The 18614-nt window shown below is 73.0% G+C and carries 19 protein-coding genes; 12 read left to right on the forward strand and 7 right to left on the reverse strand.

Annotated features, from left to right (window positions below):
* Positions 1–362 precede the first annotated feature (362 nt).
* Positions 363–1373: a GNAT family N-acetyltransferase gene (locus O7613_RS28305; protein ID WP_282290942.1), complete on the forward strand. Its 1011-nt coding sequence runs from the start codon at positions 363–365 to the stop codon at positions 1371–1373.
* On the opposite strand, the gene O7613_RS28310 is transcribed toward O7613_RS28305, so the two are convergent.
* Together O7613_RS28310 and O7613_RS28315 are read right to left on the reverse strand one after the other, a co-directional pair.
* Complete coding sequence (locus tag O7613_RS28310; protein ID WP_281585292.1) at positions 1345–1995, reverse strand: futalosine hydrolase; 651 nt, start codon at positions 1993–1995, stop codon at positions 1345–1347. The genes O7613_RS28305 and O7613_RS28310 overlap by 29 nt on opposite strands.
* On the reverse strand, positions 1992–3725 hold the full coding sequence (locus O7613_RS28315) for an MFS transporter (protein WP_282290943.1): 1734 nt from the start codon (positions 3723–3725) through the stop codon (positions 1992–1994). The genes O7613_RS28310 and O7613_RS28315 overlap by 4 nt, the downstream gene beginning before the upstream one ends.
* Positions 3726–3790: 65 nt before the next feature.
* On the opposite strand from O7613_RS28315, the gene O7613_RS28320 reads away from it, so the two are divergent.
* Complete coding sequence (locus tag O7613_RS28320) at positions 3791–4648, forward strand: DUF3027 domain-containing protein (RefSeq protein WP_282290944.1); 858 nt, start codon at positions 3791–3793, stop codon at positions 4646–4648.
* Positions 4649–4652: 4 nt separating this feature from the next.
* Here the strand turns inward: O7613_RS28320 and O7613_RS28325 are convergent, their stop codons facing one another.
* Complete coding sequence (locus O7613_RS28325) at positions 4653–4868, reverse strand: DUF2530 domain-containing protein (RefSeq protein WP_281590538.1); 216 nt, start codon at positions 4866–4868, stop codon at positions 4653–4655.
* Positions 4869–5005: 137 nt separating this feature from the next.
* On the opposite strand from O7613_RS28325, the gene O7613_RS28330 reads away from it, so the two are divergent.
* The 5 genes from O7613_RS28330 (at position 5006) to thpR (ending at position 9573) form a co-directional block, all read left to right on the forward strand.
* Positions 5006–6487, forward strand: a complete 1482-nt coding sequence (locus tag O7613_RS28330) for an NCS2 family permease (protein ID WP_281585289.1) — start codon at positions 5006–5008, stop codon at positions 6485–6487.
* Between the two features lie 61 nt (positions 6488–6548).
* Positions 6549–6998, forward strand: coding sequence for a MarR family transcriptional regulator (locus tag O7613_RS28335; RefSeq protein WP_281585288.1), 450 nt, complete (start codon positions 6549–6551; stop codon positions 6996–6998).
* 69 nt (positions 6999–7067) lie between these two features.
* On the forward strand, positions 7068–8354 hold the full coding sequence (locus tag O7613_RS28340) for an MFS transporter (RefSeq protein ID WP_281585287.1): 1287 nt from the start codon (positions 7068–7070) through the stop codon (positions 8352–8354).
* A 126-nt stretch (positions 8355–8480) separates the two neighbouring features.
* Positions 8481–8990, forward strand: coding sequence for a hypothetical protein (locus O7613_RS28345; protein ID WP_281585286.1), 510 nt, complete (start codon positions 8481–8483; stop codon positions 8988–8990).
* Positions 8991–8994: 4 nt separating this feature from the next.
* Complete coding sequence (gene thpR / locus O7613_RS28350) at positions 8995–9573, forward strand: RNA 2',3'-cyclic phosphodiesterase (protein WP_282290946.1); 579 nt, start codon at positions 8995–8997, stop codon at positions 9571–9573.
* Positions 9574–9693: 120 nt separating this feature from the next.
* Here the strand turns inward: thpR and O7613_RS28355 are convergent, their stop codons facing one another.
* From O7613_RS28355 to O7613_RS28370, 4 genes are all read right to left on the reverse strand, one after another.
* On the reverse strand, positions 9694–10680 hold the full coding sequence (locus tag O7613_RS28355) for an aldo/keto reductase (RefSeq protein ID WP_281585284.1): 987 nt from the start codon (positions 10678–10680) through the stop codon (positions 9694–9696).
* Between the two features lie 66 nt (positions 10681–10746).
* Entirely contained in the window at positions 10747–11832 is a 1086-nt protein-coding gene (gene sepH, locus O7613_RS28360) for a septation protein SepH (RefSeq protein ID WP_281585283.1), read from the reverse strand.
* Positions 11833–12022: 190 nt separating this feature from the next.
* Positions 12023–13150 carry a phosphoserine transaminase gene (gene serC, locus O7613_RS28365; protein WP_281585282.1) on the reverse strand — a complete coding sequence of 376 codons (1128 nt, stop codon included), beginning with the start codon at positions 13148–13150 and terminating at the stop codon, positions 12023–12025.
* Positions 13151–13408: 258 nt separating this feature from the next.
* The gene (locus O7613_RS28370; protein WP_282286379.1) at positions 13409–14515 is read right to left on the reverse strand and encodes a citrate synthase 2; all 1107 of its coding nucleotides are present in this window, start codon (positions 14513–14515) and stop codon (positions 13409–13411) included.
* 272 nt (positions 14516–14787) lie between these two features.
* Between O7613_RS28370 and pdxH the strand changes: the two genes are divergently transcribed.
* The 5 genes from pdxH to O7613_RS28395 are packed head-to-tail and all read left to right on the forward strand — an operon-like array spanning position 14788 to position 18613.
* The gene (gene pdxH, locus O7613_RS28375) at positions 14788–15417 is read left to right on the forward strand and encodes a pyridoxamine 5'-phosphate oxidase (RefSeq protein WP_282294638.1); all 630 of its coding nucleotides are present in this window, start codon (positions 14788–14790) and stop codon (positions 15415–15417) included.
* The gene (locus tag O7613_RS28380) at positions 15414–16706 is read left to right on the forward strand and encodes an MFS transporter (protein WP_282290947.1); all 1293 of its coding nucleotides are present in this window, start codon (positions 15414–15416) and stop codon (positions 16704–16706) included. The genes pdxH and O7613_RS28380 overlap by 4 nt, the downstream gene beginning before the upstream one ends.
* 15 nt (positions 16707–16721) lie before the next feature.
* Positions 16722–17648 carry an aldose 1-epimerase family protein gene (locus O7613_RS28385; RefSeq protein WP_281585279.1) on the forward strand — a complete coding sequence of 309 codons (927 nt, stop codon included), beginning with the start codon at positions 16722–16724 and terminating at the stop codon, positions 17646–17648.
* Between the two features lie 2 nt (positions 17649–17650).
* A complete protein-coding gene (locus O7613_RS28390; protein ID WP_281585278.1) occupies positions 17651–18253 on the forward strand; it encodes a nitroreductase family protein in 603 nt (200 codons plus the stop codon).
* Positions 18254–18307: 54 nt separating this feature from the next.
* Positions 18308–18613 carry a type II toxin-antitoxin system VapB family antitoxin gene (locus tag O7613_RS28395; protein WP_281585277.1) on the forward strand — a complete coding sequence of 102 codons (306 nt, stop codon included), beginning with the start codon at positions 18308–18310 and terminating at the stop codon, positions 18611–18613.
* Position 18614: the final 1 nt, after the last annotated feature.

Raw genomic sequence — 18614 nt, forward strand, 5'->3', positions numbered from 1 at the left:
GGTGGGATCGAGGGTTCGGTCGGGGTCGGTGGTGGGTTGAGGGTTCGGTCGGGGTTGGTTGGGTTGGGTTGGGGGTTCGGTTGGGTGGGGTTGAGGTTCGGTCGGGGTCGGTTGGTGGGTTGAGGGTTCGGCCGGGGTCGGATGGGGCCGGGGTCAATCCGGCCGCGTCGAGCTTCCCTGCCAGGCGGGGGATTCGGCCCTGGCTCGGCGCGCCCGCCCGCCTGCGGCCGATCCACTCACGTCATCAAGTTTCTAGGCGCTGGCGCACCCCTTCGTCCCCAGGGGCTCTGCTTTTCCACAGGGTCGTCCACAGGCGGACGAGTGGGGTGGAGGAACAGCCGGCGACGGTCGAGCATGGCGTGGTGACCGACGTCGAGCGTCCCACCGGGCCGGCCACCCGACCGGCCACCGGAGCGGCCATCAAGCTGGGGGCGACGCTGCGGGCGTTACGCCGGGCGGCCGATCTCAGCCAGCGCGAGCTGGCGGCGAGGTCGGGGGTGCCGCAGGCCACCCTGGCGCGCATCGAGTCCGGAAATCCGAGCCCATCGGTCGGCCGGTCGGCTGGTGGGTCCTCTGGCCGGTCGGCAGGCCCGAGTTTCCGGACCATCGAGCGGCTGGTCATCGGTGCGGGCGGGCAGATCATCGTCGTGCCGCCACCACCGGACGGCGCGCCGGAGCCAGTCACGTCCGGCGCGCCGGAACCAGCCACGGGGCCCGGCGCGCCGGAACCAGCCACGGGGCCCGGCGCGCCGGGCGGAGGGCTGGCGGCGCCGCAGGAGGAACTGCGGGACGCGGCGGGGCGGCACTGCCCGGCGCACCTGGACGCCCGGGAGGTGCGTGAGCCGAAGGACTGGCCGGGGGCCTGGTGGGCGCACTGGCCGAGCCTGTCCGCCGGCTACTGGACCGCCCTGCCGGCGGTGACGTACCGCCTCGACCGGGAGCTGCGTGATCGCGACCGGATTCGCGAAAGGGTGCGGCAAGGCTTCCGGGTCCGTCGGCACCTCGCCCCGGAGCTGCCGACCACCTCTTGGCGGTTCGTCGCCGAGTTGCCCGACGGTGAGCTGGTGGGCGAACTGCGCGCACACGAGCGCAGCGACGAGTTGCTGTTCGGGCATCCGGTGCCCGAGCAGGATCAACTCGTGTTGGACGGGATCCTGGTCGTGCCGGCATACCGGCGACTCGGCATCGGCCGACGGTTGGTGAACGCGCTGACCGCCGAGATGGCCCGGTGCGGGGTGCGGTCGGCGCACGGCTTCGCCGAGGGCGGCAGCACGCGCTTCCTGTGGGTCTGCGGCTTCCGGGTCGAGTCGATGCGAGCGGCGGAGATGCGGCTCGACCTGCCGGTCAACGCAGGACTGATGCGGCGGTGGTGAGCGCGGTGAACGCCTCGCGCATACGCCAGGCGCCGCGGTCACGTGGGCCGATCGGGTTCGAGATCGTGCGCAGCTCGGCGAAGGGGACGTCGGCCAGGGCAGCGGCGACGGCCACGCCGTACCCCTCCATGGCCTCGGCCACAGCGTTTGGGTGCCCGTCGGCGAGGGCCGCCGTGCTCGCGGCGGTGCCGGTCACCGTGCTGACCGTCAGCACCGTGCCGACGGTGGCCGTGGGGAGGGCGGCGCGCAGCGCGCCCAGCAGGGCCGGGTCGGCGGGCACGGTGCGGCCGACGCCCAGCAGCTCGGGGGCCATGCCCAGCTCCTCGACCGGGAGGAACCCGCTCGGCGACTCGGCGCCGAGGTCGGCGACGACGCTGCGGTCGGCCAGTACGGTGGCGCCGACCTCCACCCGGCCGACGAAGCCGCCGGCGATGCCGGCGCTGACCACCGCCCGGTACGGCCGGCCGGCGGCCTCGGCCAGCGCCAGCATCCGGGCCGTGGCGGCGCCGGCGACCGCCGGGCCGACGCCGACCGGTCGCACCGTCACGCTCGGGTCGGTGAGGCCGGCGCGGACCGCCTCGGCCTCGGCGGGCACCGCCGTGACCACCAACAGTCCGGTCACGCCACCGGCCCCCGGGGATCGCGCCGGTTCTCGTCCTCCGCCGTGCCCGGTCCGCCGACCGACGAGGAGGGGCGGTAGATGTGGAAGCCGGGCGGCGCCAGCCCGTCGTCGGGGGCCGGCACGTCGGCTCGCTGCGGCGCCGGGGAGGTGGGCACCGGGTCGTCGAACGAGGTGACAGCGGACTCGTGGAACGCGGTACCGGTCGGTTCGTGTAGCGCCGTGCCGGCGGGCTCGGCCGGCGTGGCGGCCGGCGACATTGCCGCCAGCTTGTCGTCGCCCAAGGGGCGGCCGCCGGTCAGTTCGTCGTCACCCAAGGGGCGGCCGCTGGTCAGTTCGTCGTCGCCCAAGGGGCGGCCGACCAGGCGCTCGCCGCGCAGGCGGCCGGCGACCAGCACACCGCGTACGGCCACCAGCGCGGCCACGCCGGCGGCCACCGCCACCCCGATCAGGCCGGTGAACGGCACCAGCCCGAGCCCGCCGCCGGCCACGAAGGCGAGCATCAGCGCGGTCTCCGAGTGCGCGAAGGAACTGGCCCGCAGCCGCTCCGGGATCCGCTCCTGGATCGACGCGTCCACCGCCAGCTTGGCGATCCCACTCATCAGCGCGGCCACCAGGCAGAGCAGCGCCACCATGGGCAGCGAGAACTTGATCGCGGCGAGCAGCGCGACACCGGCCACGATGATCGTGCCGCTGGACTGGATCGCGGTCGGGCGATGGATGCGCAGCCGGGTGCCGAGCGCGGTGGCCAGGAAGGTGCCCACCGCCAGCGCGCCCCCGACCAGGCCCAGCGCGGCCTGGGCGCTCAGCTCGCGGCCGAAGAAATCGGTGGTCAGGTCGCCGGCCTTGATGGCGAACGCGAGAAAGAGCAGCAGGAAGCCGTAGAGCCCGCGCAGCGCCGCAGCTCCGATCAGCGTGGCGATCACCAGGCGACCGGCGGGACGTCCCCGGCCCAGCGGGCGCTCGCCGTCGCTGCGGCGCATCGCCCGCAGCGGGCGCGGCATCCGCTCCGGCGGCTCCGAGTCGGCCTTCGGCGGCAACCGGAGCGCGATCACCATGCCGATCAGGAAGATCACCGAGGCGACCCGGAGCGGCCACTGCGGCCCGAACCAGAACGCGGCCAAGCCGATCGGGGCGACTAGCGCGCCGGCTACCGTGCCGTAGACGCTGGATCGCGCTCCGACCTGGGACAGTCCCAGCCCGTCGGGGAGCAGCCGGGGCACCGCTGCCGACCGGGCCACCCCGTAGGCGCGAGAGAGGGCGAGCACCCCGAACGCCGCCGGGTAGAGCCCGAGGCCGCCCATGTAGTCGGAGATCAACCAGGCCAGGAAGGCCCGGCCGAGCATGGTGATGGCCAGGGCGTACCGGCGGCCGTGGCGGAAGTGGTCGAGCAGCGGGCCGACCACCGGGGCGAGCATGGCGAACGGGACCATGGTCACCAGCAGGTAGAGCGCGACCTTGTTGCGGGCCTCGCCCAGCGGCACGTCGAAGAAGATCGTCCCGGCCAGGCCGATGGCGATCAGCGTGTCCCCGGCGCAGGAGACCGCGTGCAGGTCGAACAGGCGGACCATGCCCACCTCGTTGCCGGCGCTGCGGGCCCGGGCGGTGCCGGCCCGACGGGTCATCCAGCGTCCGCCGTGCAGCGAGCCCCGCAGCAGCAGCCGGGTGGCGCGGATGCCGGTGCCGACGGTCCGCCCGAGGAAGGAGCGGCCGGAGCGGGAGGACTGCGCCATGTGACCCATCCTCGCCCATCCGCTCCCCGCGCGCCGCCTCACCCGGAGAGAACCCGCCGACGGGCATGGGGAACAATGGAAGAGTGACCAGGCCCGTCTCCGCCCGCGCTCCCCGGCTCGACCAGGTCTGCGCCGCCGCCGTCGAGGTGGCCCGCGACGCCATCACCGAGGTGGAGCCGACCGACGTCGGCGATCACCTCCAGGCCGTCGCCGAAGGCGACCGGGTCGTCACCCACTACTTCGACTGCCGGATGGCCGGCTACCGCGGCTGGCGGTGGGCCGTCACGGTGACCCGGGTGGCGCGCAGCAAGCACGTCACGATCTGCGAGACGGTGCTGCTGCCCGGCCCCGACGCGCTGCTCGCCCCGGGCTGGCTGCCCTGGCAGGAGCGGCTCCAGCCGGGTGACCTGGGCCCGGGTGACCTGATCACCACCTCGGCCGACGACGAGCGGCTCGCCCCCGGCTACCTGCTCTCCGACGACCCGGCGGTGGAGGAGACCTCCTGGGAGCTGGGCCTCGGCCGGGCCCGGGTGCTGTCCCGGGAAGGGCGCGCCGAGACCGCCCAACGCTGGTACGACGGGGACCACGGGCCGGACGCCGCCATCTCCACCGCCGCCCCGGCCGCCGCCCGCTGCGGCACCTGCGGCTTCTACCTGCCGCTGGCCGGCTCGCTGCGGCAGGCGTTCGGGGCGTGCGGCAACTTCTTCGCCCCCGACGACGGCCGGGTGGTCAGCGCCGACCACGGCTGCGGCGCGCACTCGGAGACGCTCGTCGGGGTGGCCGAGACGCCCGTCGACGAGTTGCCCACCGTCTACGACGACAGCGAGGTCGAGGCGATGCCCGTCGGCCAGGCCCCGGGCCCGGCGGAGGCGGTCGAGCCGGCGAAAGCGGTCGAGCCGGTGGAGCCTGCCGGGCAGCCCTGACCGGTCAGCGCTGAGGATCGGCGGTTGCCCGTCGGCGACGCCTGTTGGCGTCGTGCCGCATCATCGTGGCCAGCCCGGGAAAGCCCCACAGAAAACCGGCGAGGCAGGTCCAGAGCCAGTTCTGGTGCCCGTGTGCGGTGAGCCAGCCGCGGAAGAAGATCAGCAACACCAGACCGGCCACCGCCCAGACGATCAGCCCGGCGACGGCGAACGGCACCATCGGCGGGTCGAGCGGCTCCGGCCGCGGCTGCTCCTCGGGCACCGGCCCAGCGTACGTGATCGTCCTTCCCTGTCCGCCGGGTGATCTGGCACGATGCGCGCGACGAGACCGGTTGATCGACAGGATGAGGACCTCCGATGGCCATTGCCCCGCCGGCGGACCACGGCACGCCGCCCGATCCCGCGCACCCGCGTAACGCCTTCGACCGTTACTTCGAGATCTCCGCCCGCCGGTCGACGACCGGACGGGAGATCCGCGGTGGCTTCGCGACGTTCTTCACGATGGCGTACATCGTGGTCTTGAACCCGCTGATCCTCGGCGGCTCGGAGGACGCCGACGGCCGTACCCTGGCCATCCCGGCGCTCGCCGCGGCGACCGCCCTGGTGGCCGGCCTGATGACCATCCTGATGGGGGTGGTGGCCCGGTTCCCGATCGCGCTGGCCGCCGGGCTGGGTGTGAACGCGCTCGTGGCGTTCGAGATCGCGCCGCAGATGACCTGGGCGGACGCGATGGGTCTGGTGGTCATCGAGGGGGTGCTGATCGGCATCCTGGTGCTCACCGGGCTGCGTACCGCCGTGTTCCGCTCGGTGCCGACGCAGCTCAAGACCGCGATCGGCGTCGGCATCGGTCTGTTCCTGACCATCATCGGCCTGGTCGACGCCGGGTTCGTCCGGCGGGTGCCGGACGCGGCGAACAGCACCGTGCCGGTCGGGCTCGGCATCAACGGCAAGATCGTCAGTTGGCCGATGCTGGTGTTCGTGGTGGGCCTGCTGGTCACCGTGGTGCTCGTGGTGCGCCGGGTCCGCGGGGCGATCCTGATCGGCATCCTGTCCTCCACCGTGCTGGCCATCGTGGTCGAGGCGATCGGCAACATCGGCCCGTCCTTCGTCGACGGCAAGCCGAACCCGAAGGGCTGGGCGCTGAACGTGCCCGAGCTGCCGAAGCAGGTGGTGGACCTGCCCGACCTGTCGTTGCTCGGCAACTTCAACGTGCTCGACTCGTGGACCCGGGTGGGCTGGCTGGTCCCGCTGATGTTCGTCTTCACGCTGCTGATCACGGACTTCTTCGACACCATGGGCACGATGGTCGCGATCGGCCAGGAGGGGGACATGCTCGACGAGCAGGGCACCCCGCCCCGGGCCAAGGAAATCCTGCTCGTCGACTCGATCGCCGCCGCCGCCGGTGGCGCGGCGTCGGTGTCGAGCAACACCTCGTACATCGAAAGTGCCGCAGGTGTCGGTGAGGGTGCCCGGACCGGGGTGGCCAACCTGGTCACCGGCGTGCTGTTCCTGCTGGCCATGTTCCTGGCGCCGCTGTCGGCGATCGTGCCGTTCGAGGCCGCGTCGACGGCGCTGGTGGTGGTCGGCTTCCTGATGATGACGGCGGTCCGGACCATCGACTGGACCGACTACGAGATCGCGATCCCGGCGTTCCTCACCATCGTGCTGATGCCGTTCACCTACTCGATCTCGAACGGCATCGGGGCCGGCGTGATCAGCTACGTGCTGGTGAAGCTGGCGAAGGGGAAGGCCCGGGAGGTCCACCCCCTGCTGTACGGGGTGGCCGCGCTCTTCGTCCTCTACTTCCTGCGCGGGCCGATCGAGTCCGTGCTGCTGTGACGCTGGTGAGCCTGGTCATAACGCGTGTCGTTAGCCAGGCTCATTAGTTAAGCTAACGAGTGTGACGGAGCGGACGGTGACGGCGAAACGCGTGCCACCGGCGCAGCTGGCCCCCCAGCTGCGAGATGCGATCACCCGACTCAACCGGCGGGTCCGGCAGGCCCGGCCGGTCGGCGACCTCACGGTCACCCAGCTGTCGGCGCTCACCAGCCTCAACCTGGCAGGCGCCCTCACGCCACGGGAACTGGCCGACGTCGAACGGGTGCAGCCGCCCACGATGACCAGGATCGTCGCGAAGCTGGAGGAGCGCGGCCTCGTGCAGCGCACCCCCCACCCGACCGACGGACGGCAGGTCATCCTGGCGGCGACCGAGGGGGGACGGGCCGTGCTCGACCAGTTCGAGCGCGCCCGCAACGAGTGGCTGGCCGACCGGCTGGCCGCGCTCACCGAGGAGGAACGCGACACGCTACGGCGGGCCGCCGACATCCTCCAGGGGATCGCTCGCGCCTGACACCGCATCGCGCGGTTCGCTTCGTCCGCTGTGGATGAGGCGTACCCGACGCGAGGAGGCGCACCAAGAGTGCAGGCCAAGCTGAGCACGATGTTCCAGTCCCTACGAGTCCGCAACTATCGACTCTTCGCCACCGGACAGCTGATCAAACTGATCGGCGTCTGGATGATGTTCATCGCCCAGGACTGGCTCGTCCTCGACCTCAGCGACAACTCCGCGACCGCACTCGGCGTGGTCACCGCGTTGCAGTTCACCCCCGTACTCCTGCTCACCCTGCTCTCCGGCCGCCTCGCCGACCGGTACGACAAGCGGATGCTGCTCTTCATCGCCAACGCGTTCTGGACCGTGCTGGCGCTCGGCATGAGCCTGCTCGTCGTCACCGGCCTGGTGCAGCTCTGGCACGTCTTCGCGTTCGCCGCCCTGCTCGGTGTCTCCAACGCGGTGGAGACACCGGTACGGCAGGCGTTCGTCTCCGAACTGGTCGGCGTGCCGCTGCTGCCGAACGCCCTCTCGCTCAACGCCGCCGTGTTCAACTCCGCCCGGATCGTCGGCCCCGCCGTCGCCGGCCTCGCCATCGCCGCCTTCGACGTCGGCCCGGTCTTCATGTTCACCGCGCTCAGCTCGATCGCCCCGCTCGTCAACGTGGTCAAGATGCGCCCCGCCGAACTGCACCGCAAGGCCCTGCCGCCGGCCGGTGAGCGGGACCGGGCCCGGGTGGTGGACGGCCTGCGTTACGTCGCCCGCCGCCCCGACCTGCTGCTGCCCATGATGCTCATGTCGGTGATCGGGATGAGCCTGTTCAACTTCCAGCTCACCCTCGCCGCGCTGGCCAAGACCGTGTTCAAGACCGGGGCCGCCTCGTTCGGCCTGTTCAGCACCGCGCTCGCGGTCGGCGCTCTGGTCGGCGCGCTCGCCGGCACCGGCCGGCGCAGCCGCCCCTCGGTCTGGTTGGTGCTCGGCGCCGCGATCGGCTGCGCCAGCTTCGGCACACTGGTCGGGCTCGCCCCGGCGTACTGGATGGTGGTGGCGCTCCTGATGCCCACCGGGTTCTTCATGGTCTTCTTCGCCCAGGCCGCCAACCAGCGGGTGCAACTCGGCGTCGACGCCTCCTTCCGGGGCCGGGTGATGGCGCTGTGGGTGCTGGTGTTCCTGGGCACCAACCCGGTCGGCGCGCCGATCATCGGGTGGACGGCCGAACGGTTCGGCGCCGGCGCGAGCATCTGGATCGGTGGCCTGATCTCGCTGGCCGCCGCGTTGCTGGCGCTGACCTGGCAACTCCGTCGCTCCGGCGCCCGGCTGCGGCTGCGGGTACTCCCGATGCCCCGCTTCTACGTGGTGTCCGCCGGCGCCGAGTGAAAGGCGGGGGCCCTTGTTAACGCTTTCGGTATAGGAAGGGGCCCCGCTTAACACCCCGCACACCTGTAGCAGCCGGGTTTCGGCAATCGGGTGGCGGGTACGTCCGGCAGGGCCTAGCGTCAATGTGTGGGATTGGGGCAGGCGCTGCTGCTGACACTGGCGATCCTTGCCGTCTGCTGCCTGCCCGCCCTGTTCGCGCTGATCTTCTGCGCCGACGAGATCATCGACCGGGTCGCCTGCGGCTGGGCCGAGTGGCGCGAGCAGCGCCGCGAGCGCCGCACCATCGACCGGCTCGACCGGGCCGTCGAGGCCGAGGCGCTGACCCGTGACATCGACCTCACCGAGTTCGAACGGGAGGGCCGCCGCCCCCTGGAGCAGCTCGCGAACGACCTACGCCGGCTGGGCGGGCACCGGCTCGCCGCCGCCGACCGGTCGGTGGTGTGGCACGGCGCGGTCATCGAGGCGTACGACGAGCGGTTGCGCGCCGCCTGCCACGCCCTGGGCATCACCGAGCACCTCACCGAGCTGAACGGCGTCGACCGGGAGATCGAACGGGTACGCGTCGAAGGGCTGCTGCACGCCGCCGGGTTGACCCTGCCGGCCGCCCGCGCGGCGCACCACCAGCGGCACCGCTGACCGGGTGCGGCTCTTCGCGGCGATCTGGCCACCCCAGGCCGCCATCGACGACCTGACCGGAAGGGTCGCCGAGCTGCGGGTCGCTTTCGCCTCCGCGAGCGGCGTCAACGTCCGGCTCGCCGACCCGGCCCATTTCCACCTCACGCTTGCCTTCGTCGGCGAGGTGCCGGACGACCGGCTGGCCGACGTCGAGAGCACGCTCGGGCTGGCCGCAGCGGCGTTCCGGGACCGCCGGGGCAGCTCACCGCGGCTGCGCCTCGGCGGTGGGGGCAGCTTCGGACAGGGCCGGTCCACCGTGCTCTGGGTGGACGTGCGCGGCGACACCGACGCGCTGGAGGCGCTCGCCCGGCTGGTCCGCGACGGGCTGCGTCGGGCCGAACTGCCGCACGACGACAAGCCGTTCCGCGCGCACCTGACCATCGCCCGCCCCGGCGATCGGGTGGACCCCGCCGATGTCCGGGCCGACCGGGATGCGCTGCACGGGTACGCCGGCCCGCCGTGGCCGGCTGCCGAACTGATCCTGGTTCGCAGCCAGCTCGGCTCCCGCGACCGTTACACGCGCCTCGCCGCGTGGCCACTCTGACCGCTGCGCGCCCACCGCCCACCGCCGCCGCGCGCCTGCCGCCGCGCGCTCGCCGCCGGCAGCGGTTAATAGGGGCCCCCGCCTATACCGAATGCGTTAATAGGGGCCCCCTCCTTACACCTACCAGGCCCAGGCTTCGGGGGCGGGGCCGCCGTTGCCGATCGGCGGGAACAGCTCGTCGAGGCGGGTCAGCGTCGGCTCGTCCAGGTGGACGTCGAGCGCGCCGAGGTTGCGGTCGAGCTGGTCCATGGTGCGCGGGCCGACGATCGGGGCGGTCACGCCCGGTCGGGAGAGCAGCCAGGCCAGCGCCACGTCCGCCGGGTCGTGGCCGAGGTCCGCGCAGAGCTTCTCGTACGCCTCGATGGTGTTCCGGTGCTCGGCCAGCGCGTCGGCCGAGCGGCCGGTGGTGCCGCGGGCGGCGCTGCCGTCGGCCATCTTCCGGATGATCCCGGAGAGCAACCCGCCGTGCAGCGGCGACCAGGGGATGATGCCCAGCCCGTAGTGCTGGGCGGCCGGGATGACCTCCAACTCGACGTGCCGGGTGAGCAGGTTGTAGATGGACTGCTCGGAGACGAGGCCGAGGAAGTTGCGTTTGCCGGCCGCGGCCTGCGCCTGCGCCATGTGCCAGCCGGCGAAGTTGGACGAGCCGACGTAGAGCACCTTGCCCTGCGCGACGAGCGTCTCCATCGCCTGCCAGATCTCCTCCCACGGGGTGGTCCGGGAGACGTGGTGCATCTGGTAGAGGTCGATGGTGTCGGTCTGGAGCCGGCGCAGTGAGTCCTCGCAGGCCCGGATGATGTGCCGGGCGCTCAGGCCCTGGTCGTTGGGCCACTCGCCCATCTTGCCGTAGACCTTCGTGGCCAGCACGACCTTGTCGCGCCGCCCGTCGCCCTGGGCGAACCAGCGGCCGACGATCTGTTCGGTGATGCCTTCGCCGAGCTTCCAGCCGTAGACGTTCGCGGTGTCGAAGAAGTTGATCCCGTGTTCGAGCGCCCGGTCCATGATGGCGAAGCTGTCCGGCTCGTCCGTCTGCGGCCCGAAGTTCATGGTGCCGAGGCAGAGTCGGCTCACCGACAGGCCGGTGCGTCCCAGGTTCGTGTACTCCATGGGTCCACCCTGGCACGCGGGCACTTCGAGTGCCTCACTTCGCGCGTCCCAGGGTGGACCTGTGGATCAGGAGGATTCGCGGGCCGCCGGGCCGCTGCCGAAGAGGACGTCGTCCCAGCTCGGCAGCCGCTTACGCGGCTTGCCGCCGGCCTCGCCGGCCTCGCTGCCCGACCCGGATGCCGGCGCGGCGCCGGTGCGCCGGGGCCGCAGCACGGCCAACGAGGGTACGGCGGGGATCTCCTTCGGCGTGTCCGAGTCGTCGTCGAACGCCGAGCCCTGACCGCCGCCGAGCAGCGCGGCGGCGCCCCCGGCGACCGCCCGTTGCCGGGGCGCGTCGGAGCCGGCGAGCGCGGCCGGCGAGCGGCTGTCGAGGCCACGGCCGGAGGAGCCGCCGAGCGGCCGGTCGAGCGAGGCGAGCAGCGCGTCCCGCCCGGCGCGGATCGGGTCCCGCCCCGGTCGGGCCTGCTCGACGCCGGACGGCAGGCCGTGCCCGCCCCGGCTCGGCTCGCCACGCGACGGGCCGGGCAGCGCGTGACCGCCCCGCTCCGGCGCCGGCTCCTGGCCGAGGATCGGCGTGGGACGCTCGGCGCACAGGTATTGCGCCATGTCGTCGTGCGCGATGACGTTCTGCCGGGACTTGTCGAGATCCCACACCGCCTGCGCGGTGGCCTTGCCGGACGGCCAGGTGGCGATGATCCGCCAGGTGCCGTCGTCGCGGCGGTAGGCGTCCCAGGAGATCTTCTCGGTGTCGATGCCGTGCTGGGCCAGCCGGCCGTTCACCACCTCGGCCAGCGGGGTCGGCTTCTCGGCGCCCTTGAGCCGGGTGCGGCGGGCGTGCTGGGCGAGCATGGCCCGCTCCTGGAGCACCGGGCCGGCGTAGCGCAGCACCCGGTCGACGGGGACGCCGGCGATGCGGGCGACGTCCTCCGCGGACTCGCCGGAGCGGATCCGGGCCTGGATGTCCCGCGGGGACAGCGACGGCGTGGGGTCGGTGGACGCGGGCACCACGGCGAGCGGGGCGCCGCCCGGCTCGGAGTGCAGGGCCGTGGCGACGCGCTCGTCGATGGGCAGGGCCAGCAGGCGGCCCACCTCGTCGGTGAGCACCAGGGCCTGGCCGTCCTCGGAAAGGGCGACGAAGCGTACTGGGCGCATGGGCTTGCCTCCGTCCCGCTTCGCTGGCCGTCACGCCACGAGCCGGCCACCCGGGCGTCCTCGCACCACCGTACGCTCATCTTCCCAGCGGTGGCGATAACGACACCCCGGCATGTCGCGACTGAGCTGCGGCGATGATCACGGTGGGTGGCCGCCGGAGCCCCGGCGACCACCCAGCGTCACGACGTGATCAGAGTCGCTCCACCACGTAGTCGATGGACGCGGTGAGCGCCTCGACGTCGGCCGGCTCGACCGCCGGGAAGAGCGCGACCCGCAGCTGGTTGCGGCCGAGCTTGCGGTACGGCTCGGTGTCGACGATGCCGTTGGCACGCAGCACCTTGGCGATCGCGGTCGCGTCCACCCCGTCGGCGAAGTCGACGGTGGCGACCACGTTGGAGCGCAGCGCCGGGTCGGACACGAACGGGGTGGCGAACGCGGAGCGCTCGGCCCAGCCGTACACGATGCCGGCGCTCTCGGCGGTGCGCTTGGCCGCCCAGGCCAGCCCGCCTTGACCGTTCATCCAGTCGGTCTGCTCGGCGGCCAGGAAGATGGTGGCCAGCGCCGGGGTGTTGTACGTCTGCTCCAGCCGCGAGTTGTCGATCGCGGTGACCAGGTCGAGGAAGGCCGGGATGTAGCGGCCCGACGACTTGATCTCGGTGGCCCGGTCGAGCGCGGCCGGCGACATCAGCGCCAGCCAGAGACCGCCGTCGGAGCCGAAGCACTTCTGCGGGGCGAAGTAGTAGACGTCGGTCTCGGAGACGTCGACGTCCAGGCCGCCGGCCCCGGAGGTGGCGTCGACGAGCAGCAGTGAGCCCTCGTCCGCGCCGGGCACCCGGCCGATCGGCACCGCCACGCCGGTGGAGGTCTCGTTGTGCGGGGTGGCGTAGACGTCCACGCCGGCTTCGGCGGTGAGCGTGGGGGCGCTGCCCGCCTCGGACTTGCGTACGGTCGGCTCGCCCAGGAACGGCGCGTCCTTGACCGACTTGGCGAACTTCGCGCCGAACTCGCCGAAGCTGGCGAACTGGGCCCGGTCGCGGACCAGGCCGAACGTGGCGACCTCCCAGAACGCGGTGGTGCCGCCGTTGCCGATGATCACCTCGTAGCCCTCGGGCAGGGAGAAGAACTCGGCCAGGCCGCGGCGCAGCCGGGCGACCTGGTCGCGGACCGTCTTCTGCCGGTGCGACGTGCCCAGGTAGCTGGTGGCGACGTCGGCGAGCGCGGAGACCGCCGCCGGGCGGACCTTGGACGGCCCGCAGCCGAATCGTCCGTCGGCGGGCCTGAGGTCGTCGGGAATCCGGATGGTCGGTGCGTCAGCCACGGTTGTCTCGATCCTTCCGCATGGGCGAGGGCGGGCCTTCCTGCGGGCGCGGAGCGCCGACCGGCTCGTGCGCCGGGCGCACGGGACGGCCGGGATCCGAACCCGGCCGGCAGCGCTGCCGGCCCCCATCCTCGCACCCGACCGGCCGCGACCGGCCGTTCGTCCCACCCCCAGCCCTGAGGCGTACGACACAGGGCGGGTGTTAAGAAGGGGCCCCGCCTATGCAGAATGCGTTAAGCGGGGGCCCCTCCTTCTATCTCAGACGTTGTGCGGGATGGCGTCCCAACCCTCGACCTGCTGCGGCTTGCGGGTGCCCGGGCCGACGTAGGTGGCGGACGGGCGGACCAGCCGCTGAAGCTTCTTCTGCTCCAGGATGTGCGCGGACCAGCCGCCCATCCGGGCGCAGGTGAACATCGAGGTGAACATGTGCGCCGGGACCTCGGCGAAGTCCAGCACCACGGCCGACCAGAACTCGACGTTCGTGGCGAGGACGCGGTCGGGGCGGCGGGCCTGAAGCTCGGCCAGGGCGGCCTTCTCCAGCGCCTCGGCGACCTCGAAGCGCGGCGCGCCCAGCTCCTTGGCGGTGCGCCGGAGCACGCGGGCGCGCGGGTCCTCGGCCCGGTAGACCCGGTGCCCGAAGCCCATCAGCCGCTCGCCGCGGTCGAGCACGCCCCGGACGTAGCCCTCGGCGTCGCCGCCGCGCTCGACCGCCTCCAGCATGCTGAGCACCCGGGACGGCGCGCCGCCGTGCAGCGGGCCGGAGAGGGCGCCGATGCCGGAGGAGATGCAGGCCGCGGCGTCCGCCCCGGTGGAGGCGACGATCCGGGCGGTGAAGGTGGAGGCGTTCAGGCCGTGCTCGGCGGCCGAGATGAAGTAGGCGTCGACGGCCTTGACGTGCCGCGGGTCGGGCTCACCCCGCCAGCGCTTCATGAACCGCTCGACGATGGTCTCCGCCTTGTCGATCTCCTTCTGCGGCACCGCCGGCAGGCCCAGCCCGCGCGCCGACTGGGCGACGAAGGAGAGCGCGGTGACCGACACCCGGGCCAGGTCCTCGCGGGCCTGGACGTCGGAGATGTCGAGGAGCTGGCTGAGCCCCCAGTACGGGGCCAGCATGGCGACCGCGGACTGCACGTCGACGCGGATGTCGCCGGAGTGCACCGGCACCGGGAACGGCTCGGCCGGCGGCAGGCCCGGCCCGAACCGGCCGTCCACCAGCAGCGCCCAGACGTTGCCGAAGGAGACCTGGCCGATCAGATCCTCGATGTCCACGCCCCGGTAGCGCAGCGATCCGCCCGCGCGGTCGGGTTCGGCGATCTGGGTCTCGAAGGCTACGACGCCCTCCAGGCCCGGTTTGAAATCGGACATGTCGTCTCCAGGCTTCCGGTGCGGTGCGCCCGGCGGGCTGATCCAGCCCCGCAGCTCAGGCGACCTTCAGGGATGTGGTTCGTGACATCTTGCCCGGTGGGTAACCAGGTCCGCGACCCACAGCCACTGTGCGCCACGCGACATCCCCGCCGGTGGACACCCGTTCGGGTGGGGGAAGACTGTTCGTCGGGGCCTGGCCAGCGTCGGGGGACGCCGGTGCGCCCGGGAGAGGGACGGCGAGAGTGACAGGCGACACATCCGCCCCGGCCGGCATGCGTAACGAGTACGCCGCCGACCTGGGCCTGACCAAGGCGGACCTGGCCGCGGACTGGACCACGCAGTTCGCCCGCTGGTTCGCCGACGCGGTGGCGCACCCGCTGCCCGAGCCGAACGCGATGGTGCTCGGCACCGCCGACGACCGCGGCCGACCCAGTGGCCGCACCGTGCTGCTGAAGGGGTACGACCCGGAGGGCTTCGTCTTCTTCACCAACCACCACTCGCGCAAGGGCGCCGAGTTGACCGCCAATCCCTGGGCCAGCCTGGTCTTTCCGTGGTTTCCGATGCAGCGGCAGGTGACCGTCACCGGCCGGGTGGAGCGGGTCGACCGGGCCGAGACCGAGACGTACTTCGCCAGCCGGCCGCGCGGCTCGCAGCTCGGCGCGTGGGCCAGCACCCAGTCCGAGGTGGTGCCGGACCGGGCCGCGCTGGACGCCGCGTACCGGGCGGCGACGGAGCGGTTCACCGGCGTCGAGCCGGTCCCCGCACCGCCGCACTGGGGTGGGTTCCGGGTCCGCCCGGAGACGGTGGAGTTCTGGCAGGGACGGGCCGGCCGGCTGCACGACCGGCTGCGGTTCCGGCGTACCAGCGGGGACGTCTGGGTCGTCGAGCGGCTCGCGCCGTGACGGAAATCACCAAAGCCCGGGCGCGTGGACCGCGTCGCTGGGCGATCGACCTGCGTCCGCTGGGCGTGCCGGCGTACCGGCGGGTGTGGCTCGGCAACGCGGTGGCGATGTTCGGTTTCCAGTTCACCGCGGTCGCGGTGCCGGTGGAGATGTTCGACCTCACCGGCGGCTCGTTCTGGGTCGGGCTGCTCGGCGTCGCCGGTTTCGTACCGCTGCTGGTCTTCGGGCTCTGGGGCGGCGCGGTCGCGGACGCCCGGGACCGGCGGCGGGTGCTGCTCGCCGCCGGCACCCTGCTCTGGGCCGCGACGCTCGGGCTGCTGGTGCAGTCCCTGGCCGGGGCGCGCAGCCCGGTGCTGCTCCTGCTGCTCGTGGGCGTGCAGGCGGTGGCGTTCGCGATCACCTCGCCGGCCCGCAGCGCGATCCTGCCCCGGCTGGTGCCGGCCGAGCTGGTCCCGGCGGCCACCACGCTGAACTACACCACGTTCACCGCCGCGGCCGTCTTCGGCCCGCTGGCCGCCGGGCTGATCTTCGCCGGCTGGCGCGTCGACGCGGCGCTGCCCATCGCGTACGGGTTGGACGCGCTGCTGTTCACCGTCTCGCTCTGGGCCACGCTGCGGCTGCCGGCGATGCCGCCCGAGCCGGAGCCGGGCGGCGGCGTCCGCCGGGCGGGGCTGGGCAGCATCGTCGACGGCTTCCGCTACCTGGCCACCACGCCGGTGCTGCTGCTCTCCTTCGCCATCGACCTGATCGCGATGATCCTGGCCATGCCGCGGGCGCTCTTCCCGGAGCTGGCCCAGGACCGCTTCGGCGGCGGCGCGGCGGTCGGCTGGCTCTACAGCTCCATCGCCATCGGCGCGATGCTCGGCGGTCTCACCTCCGGCTGGATCGGCCGGGTCCGCCGGCAGGGGCTGGCGCTCGCCGGGGCGGTGGTCGGCTGGGGCGTGGCGATCGCGTTCGCCGGGCTGGCCGGCCGGCTCTGGCTGGCGGTGCTGCTGCTCGGCGTGGCCGGCGCCGCCGACCTGGTGAGCGCGACCCTGCGGCAGTCGATGCTGCTGGTGTACGCGCCGGACCGGATGCGCGGCCGGCTCCAGGGCGTGAACACGGTGGTGGTGGCCGGCGGCCCGCGCCTGGGTGACCTGCGGGCCGGCGCGACGGCCGCCGGGTTCGGCACCGGCTTCGCCATGGTCGGTGGCGGGATCGCCGCGGCCGTGCTGGCGACGCTGCTGGTGGTGGCGTTCCCGGCGCTGCTGCGCTATCGCGCCACCACCCCCGCCGAGGAACGCCGCTGACGGTAGGGTCGCCGAATGGGGATCGACGCGCAGGCACCGTCCGGGGCACAGTGGACCATTTCCGCCGACGGCCACGAGGCCGTCGTGGTGGCGGTCGGCGGTGGGCTGCGGGCCTACCGCCACGACGGGGTGGACTACCTCGACGGGTACGCCGAGGACGAGTTGAGCCCCGGCTCGGCCGGGCACGTGCTGGCCCCCTGGCCGAACCGCATCCGCGACGGCGCGTACACGTTCGGGGGCCGCTCTTTCCAGCTCGACCTGACCGAGCCGGAACGGCACAACGCCCTGCACGGCCTGGTCGACTGGGCCCGGTGGGAGCTGATCGAGCAGTCGCCCGCGAGTGTGACGATCGGCTACGACCTGCCGCCCACCCCCGGCTACCCGTGGGCGCTGCGGCTGCGCAGCCGGTGGAGCGTCGGCCCGGACGGCCTGCACGCCGCGCACGAGGTGACGAACCTGGCCGCCGAGGCGGCGCCGTTCGGCTTCTCCGTGCACCCCTACTTCCAGTTGCCCAAGGTCGCCGTGGACGACCTGCTGCTGAGCGTGCCGGGGCGCAGGCGGGTGCTGGTGGACGGCCGGCTGCTGCCGGTGGCGGCGACCGAGGTCGCCGGGACGGAATACGACTTCACCACGCCCCGCTCGATCGGCGGCCTGGTGCTCGACCTGGCTTTCGGTGACGTGCGGCGGGACGCCGACGGCGGCTCGGCGGTGACGCTCGGCGCGCCGGACGGCACGACCGGGCTGCGGATCTGGGCGGACCGCGAGTTCGGCTGGTGGCAGGTGTTCACCGGGGACACGCTCGGCGGTGAGCGGCACCGCCGCTCCGTCGCGGTGGAGCCGATGACCTGCCCGCCGGACGCGTTCCGGTCCGGCAAGGACCTGATCACGCTCGATCCGGGGCAGACCTGGCGGGGTGCCTGGGGCGTCCGGCCGGCGGTCTGAGCGTGGAGTTCGCCGAGGTCGTCCGGCGTCGCCGGATGGTACGCAACTACGACCCCGACCGGCCGGTGCCACCGGAGACCGTGGACCGGCTGCTGGCGCACGCGGTCCGGGCCCCGTCGGCCGGTTTCGCCCAGGGCTGGGGCTTCCTCGTGTTGGAGGAGCCGGCGGACCGGGACCGGTTCTGGGCGGCGGCCACCCCGGACGGCGGCGGCCGGGAACGCTGGCTGGCCGGCATGCGCCGGGCGCCGCTGATCGTGGTGCCGCACGCCAACCGCGACGCCTACCTCGACCGGTACGCCGAGCCGGACAAGGGCTGGGCGGACCGCGCCGAGGAGCGCTGGCCGGTGCCCTACTGGTACGTGGACACCGGCTTCGCCGCGCTGCTGATGCTGCTGACCGCCGTGGACGAGGGGCTCGGCGCCTGCTTCTTCGGCATCCCGCCGCAGCGGATCGAGGCGTACCGGGACGCCTTCGGGGTACCGCCGGAACTGCACCCGATCGGTGCCGTCACCATCGGTTATCGAGCTGTCGACCATCGGTCACCGTCGCTTCGCCGGGGGCGGCGTCCGGTGGATGATGTGGTGCGGCGGGGGCGGTGGAGCTGAGCGGCTAGGCTGGCACCCACATCGTCAGCCGGGCCTGGGGGAGGAGAGCGCGCCGTGATCTTCAGGGCGGTCCGGGACGGTCGTCCCTACCCGGAGCACAACTTCACGTTGAAGCAGTGGGCGGAGATCCCACCGCGTCCACTGCGGCTGGACCAGCTCATCACCACCAAGCGCGAGTTGGCGCTGGACAAGCTGCTCGCGGAGGACTCCACCTTCTACGGCGACCTCTTCCCGCACGTGGTGCAGTGGAGCGGCGGCCTCTACCTGGAGGACGGCCTGCACCGGGCGTTGCGTGCGGCGTTGCAGCAGCGCAACCAGATCCACGCCCGGGTGCTCGTGCTCGGCGAGCAGGGCGAGTGAC

It is taken from the genome of Micromonospora sp. WMMD975, assembly GCF_029581215.1.
Taxonomy (GTDB): domain Bacteria; phylum Actinomycetota; class Actinomycetes; order Mycobacteriales; family Micromonosporaceae; genus Micromonospora.

What these genes read in the sequence shown, in the direction of transcription:
- O7613_RS28370 (WP_282286379.1), bottom strand. Translation starts at nt 14,515, where the DNA reads ATGTCCGATTTCAAACCGGGCCTGGAGGGCGTCGTAGCCTTCGAGACC.
- O7613_RS28385 (WP_281585279.1), top strand. Translation starts at nt 16,722, where the DNA reads ATGGGGATCGACGCGCAGGCACCGTCCGGGGCACAGTGGACCATTTCC.
- sepH (WP_281585283.1), bottom strand. Translation starts at nt 11,832, where the DNA reads ATGCGCCCAGTACGCTTCGTCGCCCTTTCCGAGGACGGCCAGGCCCTG.
- O7613_RS28355 (WP_281585284.1), bottom strand. Translation starts at nt 10,680, where the DNA reads ATGGAGTACACGAACCTGGGACGCACCGGCCTGTCGGTGAGCCGACTC.
- O7613_RS28330 (WP_281585289.1), top strand. Translation starts at nt 5,006, where the DNA reads ATGGCCATTGCCCCGCCGGCGGACCACGGCACGCCGCCCGATCCCGCG.
- O7613_RS28325 (WP_281590538.1), bottom strand. Translation starts at nt 4,868, where the DNA reads ATGGTGCCGTTCGCCGTCGCCGGGCTGATCGTCTGGGCGGTGGCCGGT.
- O7613_RS28320 (WP_282290944.1), top strand. Translation starts at nt 3,791, where the DNA reads ATGGGGAACAATGGAAGAGTGACCAGGCCCGTCTCCGCCCGCGCTCCC.
- pdxH (WP_282294638.1), top strand. Translation starts at nt 14,788, where the DNA reads ATGCGTAACGAGTACGCCGCCGACCTGGGCCTGACCAAGGCGGACCTG.
- O7613_RS28315 (WP_282290943.1), bottom strand. Translation starts at nt 3,725, where the DNA reads ATGGCGCAGTCCTCCCGCTCCGGCCGCTCCTTCCTCGGGCGGACCGTC.